Raw genomic sequence first — 23,922 nt, 5'->3', positions numbered from 1 at the left:
GTCAGTCCGTCATCGCCATCGCGCGCAAAGCCTGACGCTCACGCGCCGACAGTTTCTCGGTCTCCGACTTCAACTGGCCGCAAGCGGCGAGAATGTCGCGGCCGCGCGGCGTGCGCACCGGCGAGGAATAGCCGGCATTGAAGATATATTCGGAGAACTTCTCGATCTGGTCCCAGTCGGAACATTCGTAGCGCGTGCCGGGCCACGGATTGAACGGGATCAGATTGATCTTGGCATGGATGCCCTTGAGCATCTTGACCAGCAGCTTGGCGTCCTCGAGCGAGTCGTTGACGCCTTTCAGCATCACATATTCGAAAGTGATGCGCCGTGCGTTGGACGCGCCGGGATAATCGCGGCAGGCCTGCATCAGCTGTTCGAGTGGATATTTCTTGTTGAGCGGCACCAGCTCGTTGCGCAGCTCATCGCGTACTGCATGCAGCGAGATCGCCAGCATCACGCCGATCTCGTCGCCGGTGCGCTTGATGTTCGGCACCACGCCGGAGGTCGACAAAGTGATACGCCGTCGCGAAATGCCGATGCCTTCATTGTCCGACACGATCAGCAGCGCGTCGCGCACCGCATCGAAATTGTAGAGCGGCTCGCCCATGCCCATCATCACGATATTGGTGACGCGGCGGTTGCCGTCTGGCGTTTCCCTGTCGGCCCAGTCGTTGAGGCGGTCGCGGGCAACCATGATCTGGCCGACGATTTCGCCGGCCGTCAGGTTGCGGACCAGCCGCTGGGTACCGGTGTGGCAGAACGAGCAGTTCAGGGTGCAGCCGACCTGCGACGAGACGCAGAGCGTGCCGCGGTCGGTTTCGGGGATATAGACGCACTCGACCTCGTGGGCCTTCTCGCCGGCGGTACCTGAAGGCAGCCGCAGCAGCCATTTCCGGGTGCCGTCATTGGAGATCTGCTCGACCACGACCTCGGGCCGTGCCACCGTGAAATGCTTCTCGAGGTCTTCGCGCATGCCTTTGGAAATACTGGACATTTCGGCGAAGGTCTGGACGCCCCGGACATACATCCAGTGCCAGATCTGCTGCGTCCGCATCTTGCGCTGGGCCGGCGCCACGCCGATGGAACCGAGCTTTTCTGCGATTTCCGTGCGCGACAGGCCGATCAGGGACGGCTTGGCCAGCGGCACATAGGTCTCGGTGGCGATCTTCTCCAGCGGCATCTCGCCCGCGGGCAATGCGCGGGAAGCGTCGATGGCGGAGCTTGATACGGAAGCACTTGCCTCGGCTGAAACGGGGGTCATGGCGTTCGATCTATGATGTCGCGGGAAATCTGGCCTTAAACAGGCCGATCTCAAATAAGCTTTTCGCGCCCGAATGAAAAGGCGCGAAATGCGGCAATATTAACGGCGACAAGGATTTAGCCGATGTTTGGCGGCAATTACCGCCGGCAATCCTGCGCCAGCCGGTCCAGCGCCTGGGCCAGGCCCTTCAGCGAAAACGTGTCGGTGGTCTCGGTGCCCTTGGCGGAGACGCCCTTCACGGTCACGTCGGCCGCCTTGCGCAGGGCTTCCACCATGCGCTCTTCTTCGGCGGCATTCTTGATCCAGAGCCCGTCGCCCTGCGTATACATCGCATAGCGCGCGCCGCCGACTTCCAGCGTGGACTCGGAGCCCGGCTTCAACTGATAGCCGATCATGATCGAGACTTCGTTGGTCACCTTCTCGGCCGGGCGGGTCGAGACGAAGGCGTAAGCGGGATCGCGCGGGCGGTTCGCCGGATTGGTCTTTGACGACGCCGGCTTGGCCAGCGCAAAGCAGACTTTCTTGCCGTTCGGTGTTGCGGTGTAGGCGCCCCACGAGCCGAACTGTCCGACCAGCGTGGGCTCGGCGCCACCCGCTGCAGCAGGCGCCGCCGCTGCGGGCTTTGCCGGTGTGGGCGCGGCCTTCGGTGCGGCGGCCTTGCCCTTCGATGCAGCGCTCTGCGCCTGCGCAAGATCGGAGAGACCGACCATCGCTACACTCATCGACACAACTGTCAGGAATCGCCGCACGGACATCAAGTCTCGATCCTCTATCATTGTGACTGGAAGATGGCTCGCAACAAGACGGCTTCACCAAGACGATCTGGAATCGCTGACGTCACGATGTCTGCCATATCCGCAAATCGCTTTCTTGAAAAGGCAGACGTGACCTCCGCAAGGATAGCAGTCCTTGCCTTGCTGCGCGCTGACGGCGCAGGAGTCATCCTCAGTTTTCTGCTCAGTTTTTTGTACGCCCCGCACGCTGCGCTGCCCACTGCGCATCGCTCCACTGCAGCAGATCCTCTGCGCCAGATGCGCGCAGGTGTGCGCCCCCATCCTGCACCACCATCTCGCCATTGACGTAGCCGGCCTGATCGGAAATCAGGAAGCTCGCGAGATTGGCGAGTTCGCTGTGTTCGCCGACTCGGCCGAGCGGGTTCTGCGCCGCAGGGCCGCTGTCGCGTGCCTCAGGTCGCAGCTGCCCGGTCGCGCCAGCGGTGGGGAACGGGCCGGGCGCGATGGCGACGGTGCGGATGCCTCTGGGTCCCCACTCCACCGCGAGCGATTTCGTCATTGCAAGGAGTCCAGATTTGGCCATCGCCGATGGCACCGTGAAGGCGCGCCCGGTGATCGTGGATGTCGAGAGGATGCTCAGCACGACGCCCTTGTGGTGTCCTGCGATCCAGCGCCGTCCGGCTTCGAGGGTGCAATACATGGCGCCGTGCAGCGACGGTGCGAGGATCGCGTCGGCCGCGCGGGCGGAGAGATGCTCGCTCTGCGCGATGAAGGTGGCTGCGGCATTGTTGACGAGGACGTCGAGTGGCCCATCGTGCCAGATTGTCTCCATCATCGCCTCGACCGCCGCTGCGTCACGAATGTCGCAGGTGAAGGTGCTGACCTTGGCGCTGAAGTCGGTACGCAATTGCGCGGCAGTTTGTTCGAGCAATTCAAGTCGGCGACCGCAGATGATGAGCTCGGCACCCAGCCCCGCAAAGCGGTGACTCATGGACGCACCGAGGCCGGAACCGCCGCCGGTGACCAGAATGCGCTTGTTGGCGAGCAGCGTTGTCTCGAACATGGGACGGTTCCTCGGTTGGCCGCGTGGCGGAATTACCTTTTCTCGAATCAGATTGTAGCGCGCCGTCAAATCCGGCATGACTCCCTTTAACTGTCTCAAGCCGAAGGTCAGATGATCAGATGAAAGCCATTCTCTGCTCGCAATTCTGCGAACCCGATGATCTCGTTCTCGCCGATATCGATGATCCCGTTGCCGGTGACGGTCAGGTCGTTATCGCCATCAAGGCGGCGGCGCTGAATTTCTTCGACATCCTGATGATCCAGGGCAAGTACCAGATCAAGCCGCCGTTCCCGTTCTCGCCGGCTGCGGAAGTCGCTGGTGTGATCGAGAGCATCGGCAGCGGCGTGACCGGCCTCAAGGTTGGTGACCGTGTGGTCGCATCTGTGGGCCACAATGGCGCCCGTGAAAAGATCGCGGTGCCTGCGGCATCCGCCGTGAAGATTCCCGACAATCTCGATTTCGATCGCGCTGCCGGCGTGATCATCACTTACGGCACGGCGCTGCATGCGCTGGAAGACCGCGCCAGCCCGAAGCCAGGCGAGACGCTGGCCGTGCTCGGCGCCGCGGGCGGCACTGGGCTCGCGGCCTGCGAACTCGGCAAGCTGCTCGGCCTCAAGGTCATCGCCTGCGCGTCGTCGGACGAGAAGCTGGAATTCGCCAAGAAGCACGGCGCGGATATCGGCCTGAACTACGCGACCGAAGATCTGAAGGAAGGTCTGAAGAAGCTGACGGACGGCAAGGGTGTCGACATCATCTTCGATCCGGTGGGCGGCAAATATGCCGAAGCCTCGCTGCGCGCTATCGCTTGGGAAGGCCGCTTCCTGGTGATCGGCTTCGCCGCCGGCGACATTCCGAAGATGCCGCTTAATCTAGCGCTGCTGAAGGGCTGCGACATCCGCGGCGTGTTCTGGGGCGCCTGGGTACGGCAGAATCCCGAAAAGAACCGCGCCAACCTGGAAAAGCTGGTGAAGTGGGCCGCCGAAGGGAAGATCTCATCCCATGTCGACAGGACTTTGCCGTTAGCCAAGACAGCCGATGCGTTGAAGGTACTGGCAGGCCGTCAGGCCATGGGCAAAGTGATCCTTCATCCATAAAACTGAATGAGGCGGACGCGGATTACGCGTCCGTTTCACCCTTCGCCAATCCACGTGCGATCGCCGCTCTGGCAGCCGCGCGATGGTCTTCGTTGATGTGGCTCGCCACCATGCGCAAGGCGGTGGCCAGCACCGCGGCATCGTCCGTGAATCCCAGAACGGGCAGCATGTCCGGCACGAAATCGAATGGCAGCACGAAATACGCGATGGCGCCGAGCAGCGCCGCCTGGACGTGGCGCGGTGTCTGCCGGTCGAAGGCGCAGTAGTAAGCCGCCAGCAAATCTTCGGCGAAAGGCAGCTTAACCGCCAGTCGCTTGAGCTTGTGCCAGAACTGCTTGCGTACGCTTTCGCGGTCTTTGGCCAGTTCATCGGCTGGCTCGAAGCCCACGCTGTGGTCGGTTGCCATCGGCAATGTCCTCACGGCTGCAGTTTGCAGCCTTTCCGGTAAATGGTGATCCGGCTCCGGCGTCGCAACATTCAGCAACGCTCAGGAGTTGCCGAGTTGCCCGGCGATGGTATTCATGGCCCTGGCCAGATCGACGTCGCGCTTGGTGACGCCATCGGCGTCGTGGGTGGACAGTACTACCTCCACTGTCTTGTAAACATTGCGCCATTCCGGATGGTGGCCGCTCTTCTCGGCGACCAGAGCGACCCGCGCCATGAAGCCGAAAGCCTCGTTGAAGTCCTTGAACGTAAAGGTCCGGGCGATGGCATCGCGCCCGGAAACCTCGCTCCAGCCCGAGAGCTCCTTGAGCGCCGCCTTACGGGCCTCGGCCGAGAGTCGTTCCACCATGCCAACCTCCTGCTTCACTTGAACTTTACTCTAACGCCCGGTGACACAGTTGGGATCCATGCCACAATAAGGCAGCAAATGCCGCGCATGCAGGAAAGTAACCAAGCCCGTCGGTAACCATGCTGCCGGTGGAACGGCGCGTCGACCCGAAACTTTGCTACATTGTCGCTCGAACCCATTTGGCGCAGATGAATTTGAAGCGATTGTTTTCCAGATCCATGGCAGACGGTCCCGATGTTATCGGGCCGATAGGGCCGCCGTCACCGCGGTCGATCCGGCGCAAGATGACGCTGATCACGCTGGCGGGGACGTTGGCGATCGTCGCAGCCGTGGCAGGCGCTTACTACTTCGCCATGAAGCCGGTGCCGCTGCGGATCGCCGTCGGTCCGCCGAACAGCGACGACGTGAAGGTTGTGCAGGCGCTGGTGCAGTCGTTCTCGCGCGATCACTATACGGTTCGTTTGCGGCCGATCCTCACCGAAGGTGCCACTGCCAGCGCCAAGGCGCTCGCGGATGGCAAGGCCGATCTCGCGATCATCCGCGGCGATCTCGAAGTGCCAAAGAATGCGCGCGCCGTCGCCACGCTGCGCAAGAACGTTGCTGTGATCTGGGTGCCGCCGGCCGCCAAGGGCAAGAAATCCGGGCCGAAGATCACCAAATTCTCGCAGCTCGCCGGACGCCGCGTCGGCGTGATCGGCAAGACGCAGGCCAACGTCAACCTGCTGAACATCATCCTGCGGCAATATGGCGTCGATCCGGCCAAGGTCACCATCGTGCAGTTCTCGACCACCGAAGTGGCTGAGGCCGTGAAGGACCAGAAGGTCGATGCGTTCATCGCGGCAGGTCCGGTGAACAGCAAGATCACCAATGATGCGATCCAGGCCTCGAGCCGCGATGGCACGCCGACTTTCCTCGCGATCGATTCGGCCGAAGCCATCGCGCAGAATTTCCCGATGTATGAATCATCGGAAATTCCTGCAGGCGCATTCGGCGGCGCGCCGGCGCGGCCGGACGATGACGTCAAGACCGTCAGCTTCTCGCATCACATCGTGGCGCGGCAGAGCCTGTCTGATGTGACCATCGCCGCCTTCACGCGGCAGCTGTTTGCAATCCGCCAGCAAATCATCAATGACTTCCCGCTGGCGGCGAAGATCGAGACGCCCGATACTGACAAGGATGCGGTGATCCCCGTGCATCCCGGCGCGGCCGCCTATGTGGATGGCGAAGAAAAGACCTTCCTCGATCGCTACAGCGACTACATCTGGTGGAGCCTGATGGGGCTCTCGGCGATGGGCTCGATCGGCGCCTGGTTCGCGAGCTATCTCAAGAAGGACGAGCGCAACGTGAATGTGTCGGAGCGCGATCGTCTGCTCGACATGATTGCCGCCGCGCGCAAGAGCGAGTCCCTCGAAGAGCTCGATACGATGCAGGCGGAGGCCGACGATATTCTGCGTCATACCCTGAATTGCTACGAGCATGGTGCCATTGAGGAAGGCACGCTGACAGCCTTCAATATTGCGCTCGAGCAATTCCACAACGCCGTCGCCGACCGCAAGGCGCTGATCGGCATGATCCCGCCGGAGCCGATGAATCCGCCGGAGCAATTGCGTCAGCCGCCGCGGCCGCTGGCGGTCTAGAGTCTTTCGTTTTGACGCGTTTTCTTCACGCGAACCGGGACCACTTCGCTTGAAAACGCTTTAGCGCTTGAGATAGCGCCAGCCGATCACGACGCCGCTCGCCGAGACGATGGTGCCGAGAATCGACAGCAGCCACACCACGATGTCCCAGGCCGGGCGATACATCAGCAGCAACTGAAAATCGAAACTGTGCAGCGCATTGAACAGCCAGCGATAGGTACGCCGGCTTGAGTCGACGCGGCCGAGAATGTCGCCGGTGACCGGGCTGATGTGAAACCAGGTTTGCGCGTCGTCATCGAATTTGGCGCGCAACACCGGCAATTCGCGCTCATTGTGATGCGCATACCAATAAGCGTCATATTTCCAGAGGGTTATCTGGCTTTCGAGGCGCGAGTCCGGCAGCAGCATTGTTGCGGCTTTCCAGAGACGATCTTGCGACAGTCTTGCGATTTCGCCGCTTGTCGGATTGATCGCCATCTTCGTGCCGTCGCGCTTCGCGACGATCATCAGCGGCATGCCGTCGATCCATACGAAGCGTGCTTCGACCGCGGGCTTATCGGCCGGTGCGCGAATGGCCGCAGCGATATCAGGCGCGTCGTGGCCGGCATAGGGTTGCAATACCTCACGTGGCGTATTGCGGTCGGCAAAAACGCGGCCGGGATCAAGCGACAGCCAGCCCGAGAACATCCAGGTCAGCACGAACAGCCCGGCGATCAGTCCGGTGACGTGATGCCATGCCATCCAGCCGCGATAGGGCGTGATATTACCGCTCGCATAGCGTCGCTTGAGGCGCACGCGCAGAATGCCGATCCAGATTCCGGTAACGCCGACGATCAAACAGATGCCGGAGATCCAAAGCACCACGAGCCGCCACAGCGGGCCGTCCTTGCGCAGCACGGTCGGATAGATCCAGTGCGGGATCGAGCCGAGCCAGTTCCAGACGCGTTCGGTGCGGTTGGTATCGAGTGCGATCTCGCCGGAGCGCGAGGAGACGTAAAGCTTGGTGCCGGCATCGTCGCCGAGTGTGATCAGATACAATGGTCGCAGCGGATCGTAGCGTGCGGTGACACTCCACTGATCGCGATCGACGGTCTCTTCGAGCTGAGGCGATTTGCTGGCAGGATGATGCTGCGCAACCGCGAGCGCCTGCTGTTCGTTGATCTCGGTGATGGCGCGGCCATCGGCGGCGGAGATCGCCTGCCGTTTGCCGTCCCAGCCAGTCAACCGATACACCGGCTCATCGGCGATCATGCTCAATCGCAATTCGCGCGGATAGCGCGTGGCACCGGCAGCCTTCATCGCCTCGTCGGGAGAGAGCGCCACTTTCTCCCAGACGATATCGGGCAATGCCGCCAGCCGCTCTTTATCGGAGAGGCCGGGAAACGCGACATACATCATCACCACGCCGGAGATGAACCACATCGCGAAGAAGAGGCAGGTGACGATGCCGATCCAGCGGTGGCCGATATACAGCCACCGCCGGAGTGTGCGTGTCAGCTTGCGCGACAAGCTCAGAATTTCACGTTGACGGCGAGCTGGGCGGTGCGCGGCATGCCGAGCATCCACTGATTGTCGCTGTAGCTCGACGTCGCGTAGATCTTGTCGAACAGGTTGTAGACGCGCAGCGACACTGTGGTGTTGACGTCCGGCTTCCACTGCAGGCCGGCATTGACCAGTGTGTAACTCGGCATCTCCAGCGTGTTTGCATTGTCTGCATACGTTTTGCCGACGATCTGGAAGCCGGCATTGGCCGACCAGTTCGCCGCAAAGGCCCAGGTTGCCCAGACGTTGGTGACGTTCTGCGGCACGTTGAACGGCACATTGCCGGCGTAGTTCACAGCGATGCCGCCCACGTTCTGGATGAAATCGTCATATTTCGCGCGCACGAACGCGGTGTTGGCGTCGACGCGCCAGCCATAATCGAGCGAGACGCCGATCGAGGCCTCGATGCCACGCGAAGACTGCTGGCCCACCTGCACGACCCGTGTCAGTGTCGGGTCGGTTCGGTCCGGCGTCAGCAGGTTGTTCTTGACGATCTGATAGCCCGCCAGCGTCCACTCGCCACGGCCGCCCCAGAACGACTGCTTGACGCCGATCTCCACCTGTTTGCCGGTGGCCAGATCGAATTTGGCGTTGGCGTTGCTCGCCGTGATTAGGCCGCCCACAGGATCGGCTGCGACCGAATACTGGCCGTAAAAGGCCAGATCCTTGATCGGTGTGTAGACCACACCGGCGCGCCAACTGGTCGAAGAATAGTCCCGGCTGTAGCTGTTGGCGGCATTGCGAACGTCGGTCCGCTCGACGGTCGGTTGGTCCTGGCGAACGCCGGCGATTAAGGACAGTTGCTCGGTGACCGACAACCGGTTCTCGGCGAACACCGCGTACTGGTTGGTCACGCTGGAGAAGTCCGACGTAAGCGGATCGGGACTGAAGTACAGGCCAGGATTGAAATTGATGGCGTCGACCGACGACGATCCACCATAGGGCGAGTTGGTCGAGCGCTTGAAGTCGATGCGGTTGACGTCGAAGCCGGCGACGAATTCGTTGGCCATCCCGAGTACATGGCCCTTGAACGTGGCGTCGAAGCGGTCGCCGATCTGTTGCTGGTCGTGGAAGATTTCCAGATAGGTGCTGCGGTCGATCAGGCCGGTGGCCGGATTGAACGCATAATTTTCGAGCTCTTTCCAGTGCCGCTTGCTGTACAGGTAGTACAACGTGTTGCGGATCGAGATGCCGTCGGCCACTTGCCACTCGGTCTTCACCTGATTCCAGCTATCCTGCCAGCGGATGGTGCTGTCGCCTACATTGTAGTTCTTGAAGCGCAGCGCCGGATCGAACTGGCCGTTGATCAACGGCGTGCCGAAATAGCGCATCGGCTGGCGATCGCCGTAGTCGGTCGAGATCGTCCAGACCACGTCTTCGGTCTGCTTGACCTGCACGGCAGCATGCAGCGCTATGTTCGAGCTGTTGCCGCGGTCGACCCAGCCGTCCGACATGTTGCCGGTGGCTGTGATGCGATAGGCGACGTCCTTGTTGATCGGGCCGCCGCTGTCCACGGCGATGCGGCGTTCCATGTTGCTGTCGAGCGATATCTCGGCCTGATTGCGCGGAATCCATGATGGCATCTTCGAGATGATGTTGATCGCGCCGCCGACCGCGCCTTCGCCGAACATCACGGAGGCCGGACCGCGCAGCACCTCGATACGCTCGGTGGACCAGGTGTCGAACGGAAAGTTCACGGTGCCCGCGCCGACATAGAGCCGCGTGCCATCGAGCAGTATCTTCACCGAATCCGTGCCGGAGAAGCCGCGGGTGCTGTAGGCGACGCCGCCATTGCCCGGATCTCCGATGGCGGTGATGCCGGTGGCGTTCTGCGTCACCGCGTCGAGCACGTTCTGCTGGCCGCGTTCGGCCATGGTTTCTGCCGAGATCACTTCGACGCTGGCCGGCGTCTGCAGGCGCGTGAGGCCGAGGCGGCTGCCGGTGGATGCAGTGCCTGTGAGGTTGAGCGTCGGCGCTGCGAAGACAGCGCCTGTCGGCGTGGCAACCGGCGCGCCGGTATTGGCAGCGACATTGCGCTGTTGCCGCGAGCGCGCAGCGCGCGATGCATTGCCGTTCGTGGCGCGGCGTGCGCGTTGAGGTGTCGCTGACGGCTGAACGACAACAGGATCGAGCGTCTGGCTCGACTGTGAGGTTTGCGACCAGCTTTCGCTCGGACACAACAAGCAGGAGAGAGCAACAGAATAAAGAAAGGGAGTATGTCGCTTCGATGCAACGGGAGAAACGGAGGTCATGAACAGGACTCGCGGTTACGTGGCACGTCACCGCAAACCAAGTCGCCCCGCCGCTTTCAAACAGGCAGTGTGACTTCCACCAGGACACCCCGCCCAATGTGCTCGCGTGTGACCACGACTGGCGGCAGGTCTCCTGGCTCGCGGGTCACTGCCTGTCGCCGCCTTCCCAGGTGAACACCCAGTGGCTCTTGGCGCAGGCTCGCCGCTTACAGTTGCGGGGGCAGCCGCGGAATCGGGGGATCCCCCTCACCGCATTCCCTTTTGATCCCCGAAGGGAACCGTCGCGTTCACGTTAAGGTGAAATTTCCAAATGTGTCAATCAAGCTGCCAATCATTCGCAGCTTGCTTTGGCGGGTGTTGATATTGCGCATCACCTGTCATCGCAGCGTCAAGCGATCTGCCTAGAGCCACTGGTGCCAGAGCCAGGATCAGGAGTTCGCCATGGCACTACGTTTATCCCGTCGTCGCTTCCTCGCGCACTCAGCCGCAGCAGGCGCAAGCTTCCTGGCGATGCCTTACCTCAGCCGCGCGGCGGATCGTCCGGTCGTGTCGCATGGCGTGCAGTCCGGCGATGTCGGGACGAGCAGCGGCATGATCTGGTCGCGTGCGGATAGACCAGCGCAAATGATGGTGGAAGTCGCCACGACCGAATCCTTCAGTAATGCGCGCATGTTGCCGGTTATCACGGCGCTGCCCGAGAGCGATTTCACGGCGAAGCTGCTGCTCGACAATCTGCCCGCGGGACAGGACATCTTCTACCGCGTCAAATTCCGCGATCTCTCGCATACCGAGATCGTCGGCGAGCCCGTCGTCGGTCGCTTCCGCACGGCGCCAGCGGATCGCCGCGATGTGTCCTTTGTTTGGGGCGGCGATGTCGCCGGGCAGGGCTGGGGCATCAATGCCGAGGACGGCGGCATGGTCACCTTCGCCACCATGCGCAAGCACAATCCGGATTTCCTGATCCATTCCGGCGATACCATCTACGCCGACGGCCCGATCCTGCCTGAAACGAAACTGCCGGACGGCAGGATCTGGAAAAACACCATCACGGTGCCGGAAAAGGCGAAGGTCGCCGAGACGCTCGACGAATTCCGCGCTGCGCACAAATACAATCTGCTGGACGACAATGTCCGCGCCTTCAATGCGCAGGTCCCGATCTTCGGCCAGTGGGACGATCACGAGGTCACCAACAACTGGTCGCTCTCGAAGCAGTTGCCGTCGTCTTACAAGGAGCGCGACATCACGCTCCTGGCGGCGCGCGGTGCCCGTGCCTTTCACGAGATGTATCCGATCTCGGTCAATCCGACCGAACCCGGCCGCGTCTATCGCACGCTCAATTACGGCCCGCATCTCGACGTCTTCATGCTGGACGAGCGCAGCTATCGCGGCCCCAACGGCCCGAACCTGCAGGAGAGCTATGGTCCGGATGCGTATTTCATCGGCCCGGAGCAGATGGCCTGGCTGAAGCGCGCCTTGATGGCCTCGAAGGCGACCTGGAAGGTCATCGCCTCCGACATGCCGATCGGCCTCGTCGTCTATGACAACGCTGCCGACAAAACCGGGTCTGAGGCCATTGCGCAGGGCGACGGGCCAGTGCGGGGCCGCGAGCTGGAAATTGCCGATATCCTGCGCTTCATCAAATCGGCCGGTATCCACAACACGGTCTGGCTGACCGCCGACGTGCATTACACGGCGGCGCATTACTACAATCCGGAAAAGGCGCAGTTTCAGGATTTCGAGCCGTTCTGGGAGTTCGTTTCGGGCCCGTTTCACGCCGGAACTTTCGGGCCGGCGGCGCTCGACAATACCTTCGGTCCCGAGGTCCGTTTCGTGAAGGCGCCGGGGCCCGATAAGCAGAATTTGCCCCCGTCGGCCGGCATGCAGTTCTTCGGTCACGTCAAAATCGACGGCCAAAGCGGCCAAATGACCGTTACCTTGCGGGATCGGGCCGATATGGCCCTTTGGGCCACGGTTCTGGACCCGAAATTGGGCTAACCATTTGGCAGATTCGCATTGTTTTTCGGCGATTTCCCCCTATATTGCGCCGCAACGCGTCCGAGTACCCGGCCCCTTCTGGCCGGGTTTGCTTTTGGAGGGATTGCCCCAGCGCGTTTTCAGACGAGGCAGTTATCGAACGCGCTCGAGCGCAAGGCATAAGCCTTTTGTTGTCGAGCATGTCTTGTTGAACCCGCTCAAGGGCACCCAGACCGTAACCAGAAGAAGACCTATGAACCTTCGCAACATTGCTATCATCGCCCACGTTGACCACGGCAAAACCACTCTCGTGGACAAGCTGCTGCAGCAGTCGGGCACGTATCGCGACAATCAGCGCGTCCAGGAACGCGCGATGGATTCGAACGACATCGAAAAAGAGCGCGGCATCACCATTCTCGCCAAGTGCACCTCGGTGCTGTGGGATGAAGTCCAGATCAACATCGTCGACACCCCGGGCCACGCTGACTTCGGCGGCGAAGTCGAACGCATCCTGTCGATGGTCGATGGCGTGATCGTGCTCGTCGACGCTGCTGAAGGCCCGATGCCGCAGACCAAGTTCGTGGTCGGCAAGGCGCTGAAGCTCGGCCTCAAGCCGATCGTCGCGATCAACAAGGTCGACCGTCAGGACGCCCGCATCACCGAAGTCGTCAACGAAGTGTTCGACCTGTTCGCAGCGCTCGACGCCACCGACGACCAGCTCGATTTCCCGATTCTGTACGGATCGGGCCGCAACGGCTGGATGGCCGACAGCCCGGATGCGTCGCATGATGTCGGCATGAAGCCGCTGTTCGATCTCGTCATCAAGCATGTCGCGCCGCCGGTGGTTGAAGAAGGTGCGTTCCGCATGCTCGGAACCATCCTGGAAGCCAACCCCTATCTCGGTCGCATCATCACCGGTCGCATCTCGGCCGGTTCGGTGAAGCCGAACCAGGCCGTCAAGGTGCTGTCGCGCGACGGCAAGGTCGTCGAAACCGGCCGTATCACCAAGATCCTGGCCTTCCGCGGTCTCGAGCGCCAGCCGGTGGAACTCGCCGAAGCTGGCGACATCGTTGCCATCGCCGGCCTGCCGAAGGGCACTGTCGCCGATACCTTCTGCGATCCGTCGGTTGAAATTCCGATCCAGGCGCAGCCGATCGATCCGCCGACCGTGTCGATGTCCTTCATCGTCAACAACTCGCCGCTCGCCGGCACCGAAGGCGACAAGGTCACCAGCCGCCTGATCCGCGACCGCCTGCTGCGCGAAGCCGAAGGCAATGTCGCGCTCAAGGTCGTCGAATCCGCCGATCGTGACGCGATGGAAGTGTCGGGCCGCGGCGAATTGCAGCTCGCGATCCTGATCGAGAACATGCGCCGCGAAGGCTTCGAACTGTCGGTGTCGCGTCCGCGCGTGGTTCTCACCAAGGACGAAAACGGCAACACGCTGGAGCCGGTCGAGGAAGTCGTCATCGACGTGGATGAGGAATTCTCCGGCGTGGTCGTTCAGAAGATGAGCGAACGCAAGGCCGAGATGATCGAGATGCGTCCGTCGGGCGGCAACCGTCTGCGTCTGGTGTTCTACGCGCCGACCCGCGGCCTGATCGGCTATCAGGGCGAACTCATGACCGATACCAAGGGTACCGCGATCATGAACCGCCTGTTCCACGACTACCTGCCCTACAAGGGCGAGATCGCCGGCCGCCGTAATGGCGTGCTGATCTCCAACGACCAGGGCGAAGCGGTGGCCTACGCCATGTTCAAGCTGGAAGATCGCGGCCCGATGATGATCGAGCCGGGCTGGAAGGTCTACAAGGGCATGATCATCGGCGAGCACACCCGCGAGAACGATCTCGAACTCAACGTTCTCAAGGGCAAGCAGCTCTCCAACATCCGCACCACGTCGAAGGACGAAGCGGTGCGTCTGACGCCGCCGATCCGCATGACCCTTGAAAAGGCGCTGGCCTATATCGAGAGCGACGAGCTGGTCGAGATCACCCCGAAGTCAATCCGCCTGCGCAAGAAGCATCTCGATGCCAACGACCGCAAGCGCGCCGAAAAGACCAAGGAAGTGATCGCGTAAGCGAGAGCATTCTTTGACTGGTTACGAAATGCCCGGCGAAAGCCGGGCATTTTTGTTTGGTGCGATGCCTTCACTCCGCCCCTCATGGTGAGGAGGCGCGCAGTGCCGTCTCGAACCATGAGTTGGTGTCGCGCCGACGCTTGTGGCCATCCTTCGAGACGCCGCTGCGCGGCTCCTCAGGATGAGGGCGGCGTCAATTTGCCGGCGCTCCCACCTGCTTCAACGGATCGGCCTTCGCAAACGCGTCCATCGCCTCGCAGGTAGCGACGATGCGATTGATGGTTGGAATACCTGCAATCTCGATCTTCAGCACCTTCATGGTTGCGGTGATGCTGAGCAGACAGATGTCGGCGATGGTCACCTCGTCGCCATGACAGAAGCGGCCGGTGGCGGGCTCGCTGGCGAGGCGATTCTCCACGGCGACGAGGCCCGTGGTGAACCAGTGCACCAGCCAGGCGCGAACTGCGGCATCGTCAAAGCCGGCGGTGATGGCGAGATATTTCCGAACACGCGGCGTAATGAGCGGGTGGGTGTCGGCGGCCAGCATCGCGGCGATCGAGCGCACACGTGCGCGGCCGTGTGGATCGCTCGGCAGCAGCGGCGGGGTCGGATGGATCTCGTCGAGGAATTCCAGGATCGCCAGCGACTGCGTCAGCGGCAGGTGGCCGGGCTCGATCAGGGCCGGAATCGCGCCGAGCGGATTGATCTTGAGGAACGCGTCGCCGCGCTGCTCGCCCTTGTCGAGGTCGATCACGCGCTCGTGCGCTTCCAATCCCTTCAGGTTGAGCGCCACGCGGACGCGATAGGTCGCGGACGTCCGCCAGAAGCCGTAGAGTTCGAAATCGTGTGGGGCTGTCATGCATCTTCTCCGAGGGCAGCGGTGGCTTGAATAATTCAAGCAAGCCTTTATCCCGTTGTCACCCGTTTCCCATCCGCTGTGAATACCGACGCGATGACTAAACTGCCTTCCGAAGTCGATGTCGCCATCATCGGAGCCGGCGCTGCCGGCCTCGGCGCCTCGCGTATGCTGGAAGGTTCCGGGCTCTCCGTGATTGTGCTGGAAGCGCGCGACCGGATCGGCGGCCGTGCCCATACAATCATGGCGGCCCCCGGCATTCCGTTCGATCTGGGCTGTGAATGGCTGCACTCCGCCGACAAGAATGACTTCGTCGGCATCGCGAAAGAGCTCGGCTTCGCCGTCGACAAGTCGCGCCCGCCGTGGCGCGATCAGGCTTATGACGTCGCCTTCTCAAAGGCGAAGCGCGATGAGTTCTTCGCCGCGATCGACGCGTTCTATGAGCGCGCCGAGGAGGCCGCGGAAAACGAGATCGATGCGCCTGCTGCGACCTGCCTCGAGCCCGGCAATCCGTGGAATCCGATGATCGATGCGGTCTCCACCTATATCAACGGTTTCGAGCTCAAACACGTGTCGCTGCACGACATGGATGCCTATGAGGACACTGACATCAACTGGCGCCTGCCCGATGGCTATGGCGCGCTGATTGCGGCCTATGGCGCGCCGTGTCCGGTGGCGCTGAACACCGAAGTCACGGTTATCGATCATTCCAGCGCGCGCATCCGCATCGAGACGTCGCGCGGCACGCTCAGCGCGGCGAAAGTCATCGTCTGCGTGCCGACCAATCTCATCGCCAATGAAAATATCCGCTTCACGCCGCCGTTGCCCAGCAAGGTCGAGGCCGCCGTGGGCCTGCCGCTCGGCGCCGACAACAAGGTGATGCTGGCGCTCTCCGACGCGGAGAAGTGGCCGTCGGATATCGGGTTGCGCGGCGCCGCCATGCGCACCGGTGTCGGCAGCTTTCATCTGCGCCCGTCCGGCCGCCCCTGCATCGCCGGCTTCTTCGGGGGCAGTTTCGCACGCGACCTGGAAGACGCGGGCGAGGGTGCACTCGCCGCGCAAAGCATAGACGAGATCGTGGCGCTGCTCGGCTCAGACATCCGCAGCAAGCTCACGCCGCTCGCGGAATCCCGCTGGGGACATGATCGCTTCGCGCAAGGCGCCTATTCGGCGGCGAAGCCCGGCCATGCCGATGCCCGCGCGGTCCTCGCGGCGCCGGTGGATGGCAGGCTGTTCTTTGCCGGCGAAGCGACATCGCCGAATTTCTTCTCGACGGCGCATGGGGCGCGGGAGAGTGGAGAGCGGGCGGCGAAGGAAGTGCTGGCCACAGGCAACCAGAGCAAAGCGTAGAAGCTCGCTTACTCCATCACCCTCGCCCTCATCGCCGCATCCGGCACGATACACGCCTCGGTCTTTCCGAAAATCCGATAGCGGTTCGTTGCGATCAGGCTGTAGACCGGATTGCGCAGCGCCTTCGGCACGGCGAACAGCACGCGCACCCATTGCCAGCCGGGCAGCGTCGACAGCACCGTCAGCGCCGCATCTGATCTGACATAAGCCGCGCCGCCATGGATCACCGCATTGGTGTCGGGGTCGGCGGGATCGATGCCGAAATGGCGGGCGAGGCGGCTGCCATAGTCGGACTGGATCGGAGTGAAGCGGAAGCGATGATCAGTGTCGCGTTTGGCGACGAACTGGATCCAGCGCGAGCAGAAGATACAGACGCCGTCATAAAGGATGACATTGTCATCGGGCCAAGGCTCGGTCACTGCACTGTCCATTCCGGTTGCGCAGGTTTGCGCGTCATCGCTTCCTCGCCGTGATTGCCTTCAGCGCCTTGTCCAGCGCGGCACCATAGATGTCGTCACCGCCGTCGCTTTCCGCAAGCCAGTGGCCTTCGCTCCGGAAGTCCGGCAGCTCGTGGACATCGACCCTGGCGCCACCCTTGCGAAACGCATCCGCTAGCTGGCGTGACAAGTCCGGCGAAAAATAGCTGTCATTGCGCGCGACGAGCCAGATCACAGGCACGTGCGCCGTCTTGCCGAAGGTTGTGGCAGCGGCGATCAGGCGCTGCGGCGCGCAGACGTCATTCGGCCGGTCATTGGCATGGCCGCCGCGTCCGGGGGCAAAGGCAATGATCGCTCTGACGCCTTGCGGATTGGCGCCGGCCATGGCGAGCGCGCCCCAGCCGCCCGCGGAATGGCCGACGACGATCGTGCCGGCGCTGCGAATGAAGGGTTGTTTGCGAATGTCAGTCATCGCTGCGGCGATACTATCCGCCGTGGTGCGGCCGGCGCCGAGATAGTCGGCATTGTCGCAGCCGCCCTGGTCTTCGAGATAGCGCCCGCCGGTTAAGCCATGGCCGGGGCGCTCCGGCACCAGCACGGCGTAGCCACGCCCAACGAACCAGGAGGCCAGTGCGCGATATTCCGGTTGCGGCATCTGCGCACGGCGCAGCGCATTCTGCGTGGTGGCATGCGCAATGACAGCGAGCGGGAACGGGCCATTGCCGGGTGGGCGGAATAGCACCGCGCGGGAACTGGTATTTGGATCGGGCGACGCTACCGACCAGACCTGCCGGCGATGCGGCGCTTCTTCCGGGGCCTGCGCGCCTGATGTCTGGGCTGCGGCAGTAGCGGCGCTTCCGAGCAATGCAGCCAGCAGGCAAAGCGCTTGGACGTGTTTCATGAGCGCTCAGGGACTTTCGTGCGGACGCAATGCCTGTCGAACTCTACACGCCGCGAATCACATCGATGCAGTTGTGCACATCGATACGCGTGTGCAACTGCGACACGACTCGCGCGATACGTGCCAGCAGTGGAAAACATGGCGTTCGGCGCGCATTGGATGCAGCTCTGTCCTTTTTCGATACAACTCTTTCGGTAAACTGATGCTGAAAATCCACACGTTAACCGATAATTAACGATGGACCTTGAAGAGCGCCCGCCGACTTGCTTTGATCCCCTCATGAGCACAACCCTGATCGAGGTTCGGCCGGCCAAAGCTGCGGATGCAGCCGCGGTGGCGTCCACCCATGACGAAGCCTGGCGCGCGGCCTATCAAGGTCTCATCCCGGGCCCCGAATTGGAAAAGCTGATCAACCGCCGCGGTCCCGGCTGGTGGGATTCGGCGATCCGCAAGGGCAGCCGCGTCAGCGTTTTGTGCTTCGGTGACAAGGTCGCCGGCTACGCCAATTACGGTCGCAACCGCGCCCGCAGCCTGCAGTTCGAAGGCGAGATCTACGAACTTTACCTGCGTCCGGAATTCCAGGGCCTCGGCTTCGGCCGCCGGCTGTTCGCCTCCGCCAAGCGCGATCTCGTGCAGAGCGGGCTGAAGAGCATGGTGATCTGGGCGCTGTCGGACAATGAGGGCGCCACGGAGTTCTACCGCGCTCTGGGTGGCCGCATGGTGGCCCGCTCCTCGGAGCGTTTCGGCGCAAAATCGCTCGATAAAGTGGCATTCGCCTGGACGAATTAAGCCATTAAGCCGGTTCATGATTTTCTGGTCTCGCAGGCGTTGAATCCGGGCCCTCGCTCGGCTACGCCTGTCGCAACCTGTCCTATGAAATCTGGAGTGTTTGATGCGTCTTGACGCAATCCCGCTCGGCGCCAAGGCGCCGCATGAAGTGAACGTCGTCATCGAGGTCCAGGTGGGCGGCGAGCCCATCAAATATGAGATGGACAAGGAATCCGGCGCACTGTTCGTCGATCGCTTCCTCTACACCCCGATGCGCTACCCGGGGAATTACGGTTTCATCCCGCACACTTTGTCCGGCGATGGCGACCCCTGTGACGTGCTGATCGCCAACACCCGCGCCATCGTGCCGGGCGCCGTGATGAGCGTGCGTCCCGTCGGCGTGCTGTTGATGGAAGACGAAGGCGGCCTCGATGAGAAGATCATCGCCGTGCCGACCTCGAAGCTGACCCAGCGCTACGACAAGGTGAAGAACTACAGCGACCTGCCCGAAATCACGCTGCAGCAGATCCAGCACTTCTTCGAGCACTACAAGGATCTTGAGCCCGGCAAGTGGGTGAAGGTAGTGCGCTGGGGCGATGCTGCCGATGCGCAGCGCCTGATCCTCGAAGGGGTCGAGCGCGCCAAATCTGCAAAAGAATCGGCCGCCAAGACCAAGTAACAGAGACCGGCGTAGCAGAAGGGGACTTCCGATGCGCCGATGGATCAAACTGCTCCGAACGGCCGCGCTGATCGTCATCGCGGCCGTTCTGCTGCTTGCAGGCATCGTTCTCGTCAAGACGTTCACCGGGGGATCGCGGCAGCTTCAGGTGACCGCCGCGGCAAAGGCGCCGGTTGATGAGCAGGCAGCCGCAGAGCGCCTTGCAGAGGCGATCCGCTTTCCGACCATTTCCAATTTTCTCAATCCCGATCAGGCTGCCGAACCGCTGCGCGCGATGCAGGCGCATCTGGTGGCGAGCTTCCCGGCCTTCCATGCCGTGGCGAAGCGCGAAGTCGTCGGCAATTACAGCCTGCTCTACACATGGGAAGGCAGCGATTCTGCTTTGAAGCCGATCGCGCTGCTGGCGCATCAGGACGTCGTGCCGGTCGCACCGGGCACCGAGAAAGACTGGCAGCAACCGCCGTTCAAGGGCGTCGTCGCCGATGGCTTCATCTGGGGCCGTGGCTCCTGGGACGACAAGGGTAATTTGTATTCAATCCTCGAGGCCGCCGAGGTGATGGCGAAGCAGGGTTTCCGCCCCAAGCGCACCATCTATTTCGCCTTCGGCCATGACGAGGAAGTCTCCGGCACCCGCGGCGCAAGGGCGATCGCTGCGCTGCTGAAATCGCGTGGCGTGAAGCTCGATTTCGTACTCGATGAAGGCCTGCTGATCACTGAGGGCATCCTCAAAGGCCTCGATAAGCCGATGGCGCTGATCGGCGTGGCCGAGAAGGGCTATGCGACGCTGGTGCTGACGGCGCATGGCACGCCCGGTCATTCGTCGATGCCGCCGCGCGAAACCGCCATCGGCATGATGAGCGCGGCGCTGACCCAGCTCGAAAACAAGCGTCTGCCGATGCAGATCCGCGGTACGGTCGGCGAGATGTTCGATACGATCGCGCCGGAGATGAGCGGCTTCAACCGCGTGGTGCTGTCCAATCTGTGGCTGTTCAAGCCGCTGCTGTTGCGCGAATTCGAGAAGAGCGGCCCGACCGAGGCGACGGTTCGCACGACCACGGCGCTGACGATCTTCAAGGCCGGCGAGCAGGACAATGTGTTGCCGGGCAATGCGGAGGCCACGGTGAATTTCCGGCTGTTGCCCGGCGATACACAGGCCAGCGTTACCGAACATGTACGCAGCGCAGTCAGCAACGACAGGATTTCGATTGCGCCATTCCCCGGCAATACCGATCCGCCCCCGGTGACCGGCACGGCGAGCTCGTCCTATCGCGCGCTCAATCAGACCATTCGCGAGATCTTCCCCGATGCGCTGGTGGCGCCTGGTCTGATGGTGGCGGCGACGGACTCCCGGCACTACACGGACGTCACCGACAACATCTTCCGCTTCTCGCCGGTGCGCGCGACGTCGGAAGACCTCAAGCGTTTTCACGGCACCAACGAACGGCTGAGCGTCGCGAATTACGCCGACATGATCCGGTTCTATCGACGGTTGATCGAGAATACGGCGAAGTAAGAGTTCTGCGTCGACCCCTCAGCCGTCATTGCGAGCACAGCGAAACAATCCAGAAAGCCAAGAACTGGATTGCTTCGTCGCAAGGCTCCTCGCAATGACGTGGATGGGCCGGAGCGAGCGCTTTAAACCGCCGGCGCCGGCAGCTTGTGGATCGCGCATGCCGCACGCAACGTATTCACCAGCAGACATGCGACGGTCATCTGGCCGACGCCGCCGGGCACCGGCGTAATCGCGCCGGCGGTCTTCAGCGCTTCCTGATAGGCCACGTCGCCGACGAGACGCGTCTTGCCTTCGGCACCGGGCAGCCGATTGATGCCCACATCGATCACGGTCGCGCCGGGCTTGATCCAGTCGCCGCGCACCATTTCAGGGCGGCCCACTGCCGCATAGACCAGATCGGCCTGCGCGCAGAGCTTGGCGAGGTCGCGCGACTTCGAATGCGCGATGGTCACGGTGGCGTTTTCATTGAGCAGCAGTTGCACCAAGGGACGGCCGACCAGATTGGAGCGCCCGATCACGATGGCATTCATGCCTTCCAGTGATTTGTGCACGCTCTTGGTCAGGATGATGCAGCCGAGCGGCGTGCAGGGCGACAAAGCGGGCATGCCACTGGCGAGACGGCCGGCATTGGTTGGGTGGAGGCCATCGACGTCCTTGGCGGGATCGATGGCGTTGACGACGGCGTCGGTATCGAGACCCTTGGGCAGCGGCAGTTGCACGAGGATGCCGTGTACGGTGGGATCGGCGTTGAGCTTCTGCACCAGCGCGATCAGATCGGCCTGTGCGACATCGGCCGGCAGCTTGTGTTCGAAGGAGGCCATGCCGGCTTCCTGGGTCTGCTTGTGCTTGCTGCGCACATAGACTTCGCTGGCGGGATCGCTGCCGACCAGCACTACGGCGAGGCCAGGCGTCACGCCATGTTCGGCTTTGACGCGCGCGACTTCGGCGGCGACGCGGCCGCGCAATTCGGCGGCAATGATCTTTCCATCGATGATGCTGGCGGTCATGTGTCGGTCCTGTCGTCTGTGTCGTCGGGCGTTGCTGCAGTGATCCTGCGTAGCATCGCACCAAGTTTTGTCGGGTCGCCGTCGACCGCGATCTGTTTCACGCGCGACGTGGTGCCGGACAGTACGCGCACATCGCGCTTCGGCACGCCGAGCCGCTTGGCGAGCAGTTCGGTCACCGCGCGGTTGGCTTCGCCGCCCTCGGCGATGGCACGAACCCGCACCTTCATCACCGAACGGCCATTGGCCATGGTCTCGATCCCGTCGATATCGTCTCGGCCACCCCGCGGCGTCACGCGAACGGCGATGCTGACACCGTCAGTCGCGTAGCGCCAGGGATCTGCCACGAACCTGGCCGATCAGAAGACGCTGGGATAGATGTAGTAGGTGATCACCCGCTGCAGGAACATGATGATCAGGATCAGGATGATCGGCGAGATATCGAGGCCGCCGAGGCTCGGCAGCATCCTGCGGATCGGCGCCAGCACGGGCTCGGTGATCCGGAACAGGAATTCGGCGATCGCGGAGACGAACTGGTTGCGGGTGTTGACGACGTTGAAGGCGATCAGCCAGGACAGGATCGCCGAGGCGATCAGCAGCCAGACATAGAGATCGAGAATGATCAGCACGATATCGAGAACGGCGCGCATGGCGGGGATGGCTCGCGGGTTAGGTCGCGGATTCGACTGTCCGCTAAATATCGGTTCAGCCCCCCTCAAACAAGGGAAGTTCCGGGCGAAAAGTGCCGGAAAACCGCGCTTTTGCGACGTTCTTGACTTGCCGTTAACGGGGATTGTAAATGGCGCCGATTGCTGACCGGATCGCATGGGCGACCCGGTTCGTATCGGGGCCATAGCTCAGCTGGGAGAGCGCGTCGTTCGCAATGACGAGGTCGGCGGTTCGATCCCGCCTGGCTCCACCATCCTTCGCTCGCTTCGCGAGCTACGGCTAGGCAAGCCATCCTCCAGATCATCGGACGCGAAACGAGTGAAGGATGTCGCGTCGAAGCCCGCAGGGCGGAGACGGACTGCCAATATTCAAAACCTGCCCCGAGCGCCGCATGACGGCGCCAGATCCCGTCACACCCGTCTCAACTGCAACCTTGCCACCGCCCCCGCGATGAAGCCGCGCGGAAAAAGCCGCAGCAGCAGCGGCACGATCTTGATGCCGAGGCCGGGGAAAACCGTGCGCTTGTTGGCCATCAGGCCCTGATAGCCCAGCAGGGCGACGTCAGCCGCCGAGACATTGAGGATCGCCGAGTCGAGGCCCGGCGTGAATCCGGCGCGCGCCTGGAATTCCGACGGCACCGGTCCGGGGCACAATGCGGTCACGCGCACACCCTTGGAGCCGAGCTCCTGGCGCAGTGCTTCGGTGAAGGACAGCACATAGGCCTTGCTCGCGTAGTACACGGCCATTCCGGGACCCGGCAAAAAACCCGCGATCGAGCTGAGATTGAGAATGCCGCCCTTGTTGCGGATCAGGCTCTCGGAAAAGCGCAGCGACAGATCCGTCAGTGCGCGTACATTGACCTCAAGCATGCCGAGTTGCCGGTCGCGGTCCATGTCGATCGCGCGACCGAACATGCCGAAGCCGGCATTGTTCACGACGTACTCCACCTCGACATTGGCAGCAACGAGGGCAGCCGCGATCTGGGCGCAGGCGTCGCGCTGTTCTAGATCGCAGGGAATGATGATGGGCGCAGCACCGCCGGCAGCCGTGATTTCAGCGGCCAGCGCATTCAGACGCTCGGCACGGCGTGCAACCAGAGCGACGCGATGCTTGTTCGCGGCGAAGATGCGCGCGAACTCGGCGCCAATTCCGGCCGAGGCTCCGGTTATTAACGTCACGCGCTCAGTCACAATAAGGTACTCTTGAAATACGTGAGGACGATTTGCATGCATCTACAGGCGTAATAGGGATACCCGTGATGTGCAAGTCGGAATGACCACCGGAGTACCGCAGGACCTCCAGTTCCCGAGCGTGTAGC

The 23,922-nt window shown here is 62.3% G+C and carries 22 protein-coding genes, 1 tRNA gene and 1 riboswitch; of the genes, 9 read left to right on the top strand and 14 right to left on the bottom strand.

Features of this window, described 5'->3' with window-relative positions:
• Position 1: 1 nt before the first annotated feature.
• From rlmN to AC1DUY_RS19180, 3 genes are all read right to left on the bottom strand, one after another.
• On the bottom strand, positions 2-1,180 hold the full coding sequence (gene rlmN / locus AC1DUY_RS19190) for a dual-specificity RNA methyltransferase RlmN (protein ID WP_089266898.1): 1,179 nt from the start codon (positions 1,178-1,180) through the stop codon (positions 2-4).
• A 218-nt stretch (positions 1,181-1,398) separates the two neighbouring features.
• Complete coding sequence (locus AC1DUY_RS19185) at positions 1,399-2,016, bottom strand: invasion associated locus B family protein (protein ID WP_478116282.1); 618 nt, start codon at positions 2,014-2,016, stop codon at positions 1,399-1,401.
• A 202-nt stretch (positions 2,017-2,218) separates the two neighbouring features.
• Positions 2,219-3,058, bottom strand: a complete 840-nt coding sequence (locus tag AC1DUY_RS19180) for an SDR family oxidoreductase (RefSeq protein WP_478116280.1) — start codon at positions 3,056-3,058, stop codon at positions 2,219-2,221.
• Positions 3,059-3,177: 119 nt separating this feature from the next.
• Between AC1DUY_RS19180 and AC1DUY_RS19175 the strand changes: the two genes are divergently transcribed.
• Positions 3,178-4,152, top strand: a complete 975-nt coding sequence (locus tag AC1DUY_RS19175) for an NADPH:quinone oxidoreductase family protein (protein ID WP_478116278.1) — start codon at positions 3,178-3,180, stop codon at positions 4,150-4,152.
• A gap of 22 nt (positions 4,153-4,174) precedes the next feature.
• Here the strand turns inward: AC1DUY_RS19175 and AC1DUY_RS19170 are convergent, their stop codons facing one another.
• Positions 4,175-4,558 carry a YkvA family protein gene (locus tag AC1DUY_RS19170; RefSeq protein ID WP_120287796.1) on the bottom strand — a complete coding sequence of 128 codons (384 nt, stop codon included), beginning with the start codon at positions 4,556-4,558 and terminating at the stop codon, positions 4,175-4,177.
• Between the two features lie 81 nt (positions 4,559-4,639).
• Positions 4,640-4,963 (bottom strand): 4a-hydroxytetrahydrobiopterin dehydratase, encoded by a 324-nt coding sequence (locus AC1DUY_RS19165; protein WP_478116276.1) that lies wholly within the window; start codon positions 4,961-4,963, stop codon positions 4,640-4,642.
• Between the two features lie 200 nt (positions 4,964-5,163).
• Here AC1DUY_RS19165 and AC1DUY_RS19160 point away from each other — a divergent pair, with 200 nt between their 5' ends.
• Positions 5,164-6,582 (top strand): TAXI family TRAP transporter solute-binding subunit, encoded by a 1,419-nt coding sequence (locus AC1DUY_RS19160; protein ID WP_478116274.1) that lies wholly within the window; start codon positions 5,164-5,166, stop codon positions 6,580-6,582.
• Positions 6,583-6,642: 60 nt separating this feature from the next.
• Here the strand turns inward: AC1DUY_RS19160 and AC1DUY_RS19155 are convergent, their stop codons facing one another.
• Positions 6,643-8,091, bottom strand: coding sequence for a PepSY domain-containing protein (locus AC1DUY_RS19155; protein WP_478116272.1), 1,449 nt, complete (start codon positions 8,089-8,091; stop codon positions 6,643-6,645).
• A gap of 2 nt (positions 8,092-8,093) precedes the next feature.
• Positions 8,094-10,376 (bottom strand): TonB-dependent receptor, encoded by a 2,283-nt coding sequence (locus AC1DUY_RS19150; protein ID WP_478116270.1) that lies wholly within the window; start codon positions 10,374-10,376, stop codon positions 8,094-8,096.
• Between the two features lie 106 nt (positions 10,377-10,482).
• A riboswitch (cobalamin riboswitch) is annotated at positions 10,483-10,672 on the bottom strand.
• 145 nt (positions 10,673-10,817) lie between these two features.
• Here AC1DUY_RS19150 and AC1DUY_RS19145 point away from each other — a divergent pair.
• Together AC1DUY_RS19145 and typA are read left to right on the top strand one after the other, a co-directional pair.
• The gene (locus AC1DUY_RS19145) at positions 10,818-12,371 is read left to right on the top strand and encodes an alkaline phosphatase D family protein (protein ID WP_478116268.1); all 1,554 of its coding nucleotides are present in this window, start codon (positions 10,818-10,820) and stop codon (positions 12,369-12,371) included.
• A 232-nt stretch (positions 12,372-12,603) separates the two neighbouring features.
• On the top strand, positions 12,604-14,427 hold the full coding sequence (gene typA, locus AC1DUY_RS19140; RefSeq protein WP_089266528.1) for a translational GTPase TypA: 1,824 nt from the start codon (positions 12,604-12,606) through the stop codon (positions 14,425-14,427).
• Positions 14,428-14,620: 193 nt separating this feature from the next.
• On the opposite strand, the gene maiA is transcribed toward typA, so the two are convergent.
• Positions 14,621-15,286 (bottom strand): maleylacetoacetate isomerase, encoded by a 666-nt coding sequence (maiA, locus tag AC1DUY_RS19135; protein ID WP_231078520.1) that lies wholly within the window; start codon positions 15,284-15,286, stop codon positions 14,621-14,623.
• Positions 15,287-15,379: 93 nt separating this feature from the next.
• Here maiA and AC1DUY_RS19130 point away from each other — a divergent pair, with 93 nt between their 5' ends.
• Complete coding sequence (locus AC1DUY_RS19130; protein WP_478116265.1) at positions 15,380-16,633, top strand: flavin monoamine oxidase family protein; 1,254 nt, start codon at positions 15,380-15,382, stop codon at positions 16,631-16,633.
• An 8-nt stretch (positions 16,634-16,641) separates the two neighbouring features.
• Here AC1DUY_RS19130 and AC1DUY_RS19125 read toward each other — a convergent pair whose 3' ends face one another.
• Positions 16,642-17,064, bottom strand: coding sequence for a thiol-disulfide oxidoreductase DCC family protein (locus AC1DUY_RS19125; RefSeq protein ID WP_478116263.1), 423 nt, complete (start codon positions 17,062-17,064; stop codon positions 16,642-16,644).
• A 22-nt stretch (positions 17,065-17,086) separates the two neighbouring features.
• Positions 17,087-17,971, bottom strand: a complete 885-nt coding sequence (locus AC1DUY_RS19120) for an alpha/beta hydrolase family protein (protein WP_478116261.1) — start codon at positions 17,969-17,971, stop codon at positions 17,087-17,089.
• A gap of 279 nt (positions 17,972-18,250) precedes the next feature.
• Here AC1DUY_RS19120 and AC1DUY_RS19115 point away from each other — a divergent pair, with 279 nt between their 5' ends.
• The 3 genes from AC1DUY_RS19115 (at position 18,251) to AC1DUY_RS19105 (ending at position 20,931) form a co-directional block, all read left to right on the top strand.
• Positions 18,251-18,760, top strand: a complete 510-nt coding sequence (locus AC1DUY_RS19115) for a GNAT family N-acetyltransferase (protein WP_068737851.1) — start codon at positions 18,251-18,253, stop codon at positions 18,758-18,760.
• A gap of 103 nt (positions 18,761-18,863) precedes the next feature.
• Positions 18,864-19,418: an inorganic diphosphatase gene (gene ppa, locus AC1DUY_RS19110; protein ID WP_175369480.1), complete on the top strand. Its 555-nt coding sequence runs from the start codon at positions 18,864-18,866 to the stop codon at positions 19,416-19,418.
• A gap of 31 nt (positions 19,419-19,449) precedes the next feature.
• Positions 19,450-20,931 carry a M20 family peptidase gene (locus AC1DUY_RS19105; RefSeq protein WP_478116258.1) on the top strand — a complete coding sequence of 494 codons (1,482 nt, stop codon included), beginning with the start codon at positions 19,450-19,452 and terminating at the stop codon, positions 20,929-20,931.
• A gap of 122 nt (positions 20,932-21,053) precedes the next feature.
• Here AC1DUY_RS19105 and folD read toward each other — a convergent pair whose 3' ends face one another.
• Genes folD through AC1DUY_RS19090 form a run of 3 tightly spaced genes read right to left on the bottom strand, consistent with a single transcriptional unit; the run spans position 21,054 to position 22,585 of the window.
• A complete protein-coding gene (gene folD, locus AC1DUY_RS19100) occupies positions 21,054-21,938 on the bottom strand; it encodes a bifunctional methylenetetrahydrofolate dehydrogenase/methenyltetrahydrofolate cyclohydrolase FolD (protein WP_184512719.1) in 885 nt (294 codons plus the stop codon).
• The gene (locus AC1DUY_RS19095) at positions 21,935-22,282 is read right to left on the bottom strand and encodes a DUF167 domain-containing protein (protein WP_478116256.1); all 348 of its coding nucleotides are present in this window, start codon (positions 22,280-22,282) and stop codon (positions 21,935-21,937) included. Before AC1DUY_RS19095 ends, folD begins: the two co-directional genes overlap by 4 nt.
• Before the next feature lie 12 nt (positions 22,283-22,294).
• On the bottom strand, positions 22,295-22,585 hold the full coding sequence (locus AC1DUY_RS19090; RefSeq protein ID WP_068737841.1) for a YggT family protein: 291 nt from the start codon (positions 22,583-22,585) through the stop codon (positions 22,295-22,297).
• A gap of 196 nt (positions 22,586-22,781) precedes the next feature.
• On the opposite strand from AC1DUY_RS19090, the gene AC1DUY_RS19085 reads away from it, so the two are divergent.
• Positions 22,782-22,857, top strand: a tRNA-Ala gene (locus AC1DUY_RS19085).
• A gap of 157 nt (positions 22,858-23,014) precedes the next feature.
• Here the strand turns inward: AC1DUY_RS19085 and AC1DUY_RS19080 are convergent.
• Entirely contained in the window at positions 23,015-23,794 is a 780-nt protein-coding gene (locus tag AC1DUY_RS19080; protein ID WP_478116254.1) for an SDR family NAD(P)-dependent oxidoreductase, read from the bottom strand.
• Positions 23,795-23,922: the final 128 nt, after the last annotated feature.

This window comes from Tardiphaga sp. P4_G1 (assembly GCF_056401215.1).
The sequence above is the reverse complement of the archived record's forward strand: the minus strand, read 5'-3'. Positions and strand labels throughout refer to the sequence as shown.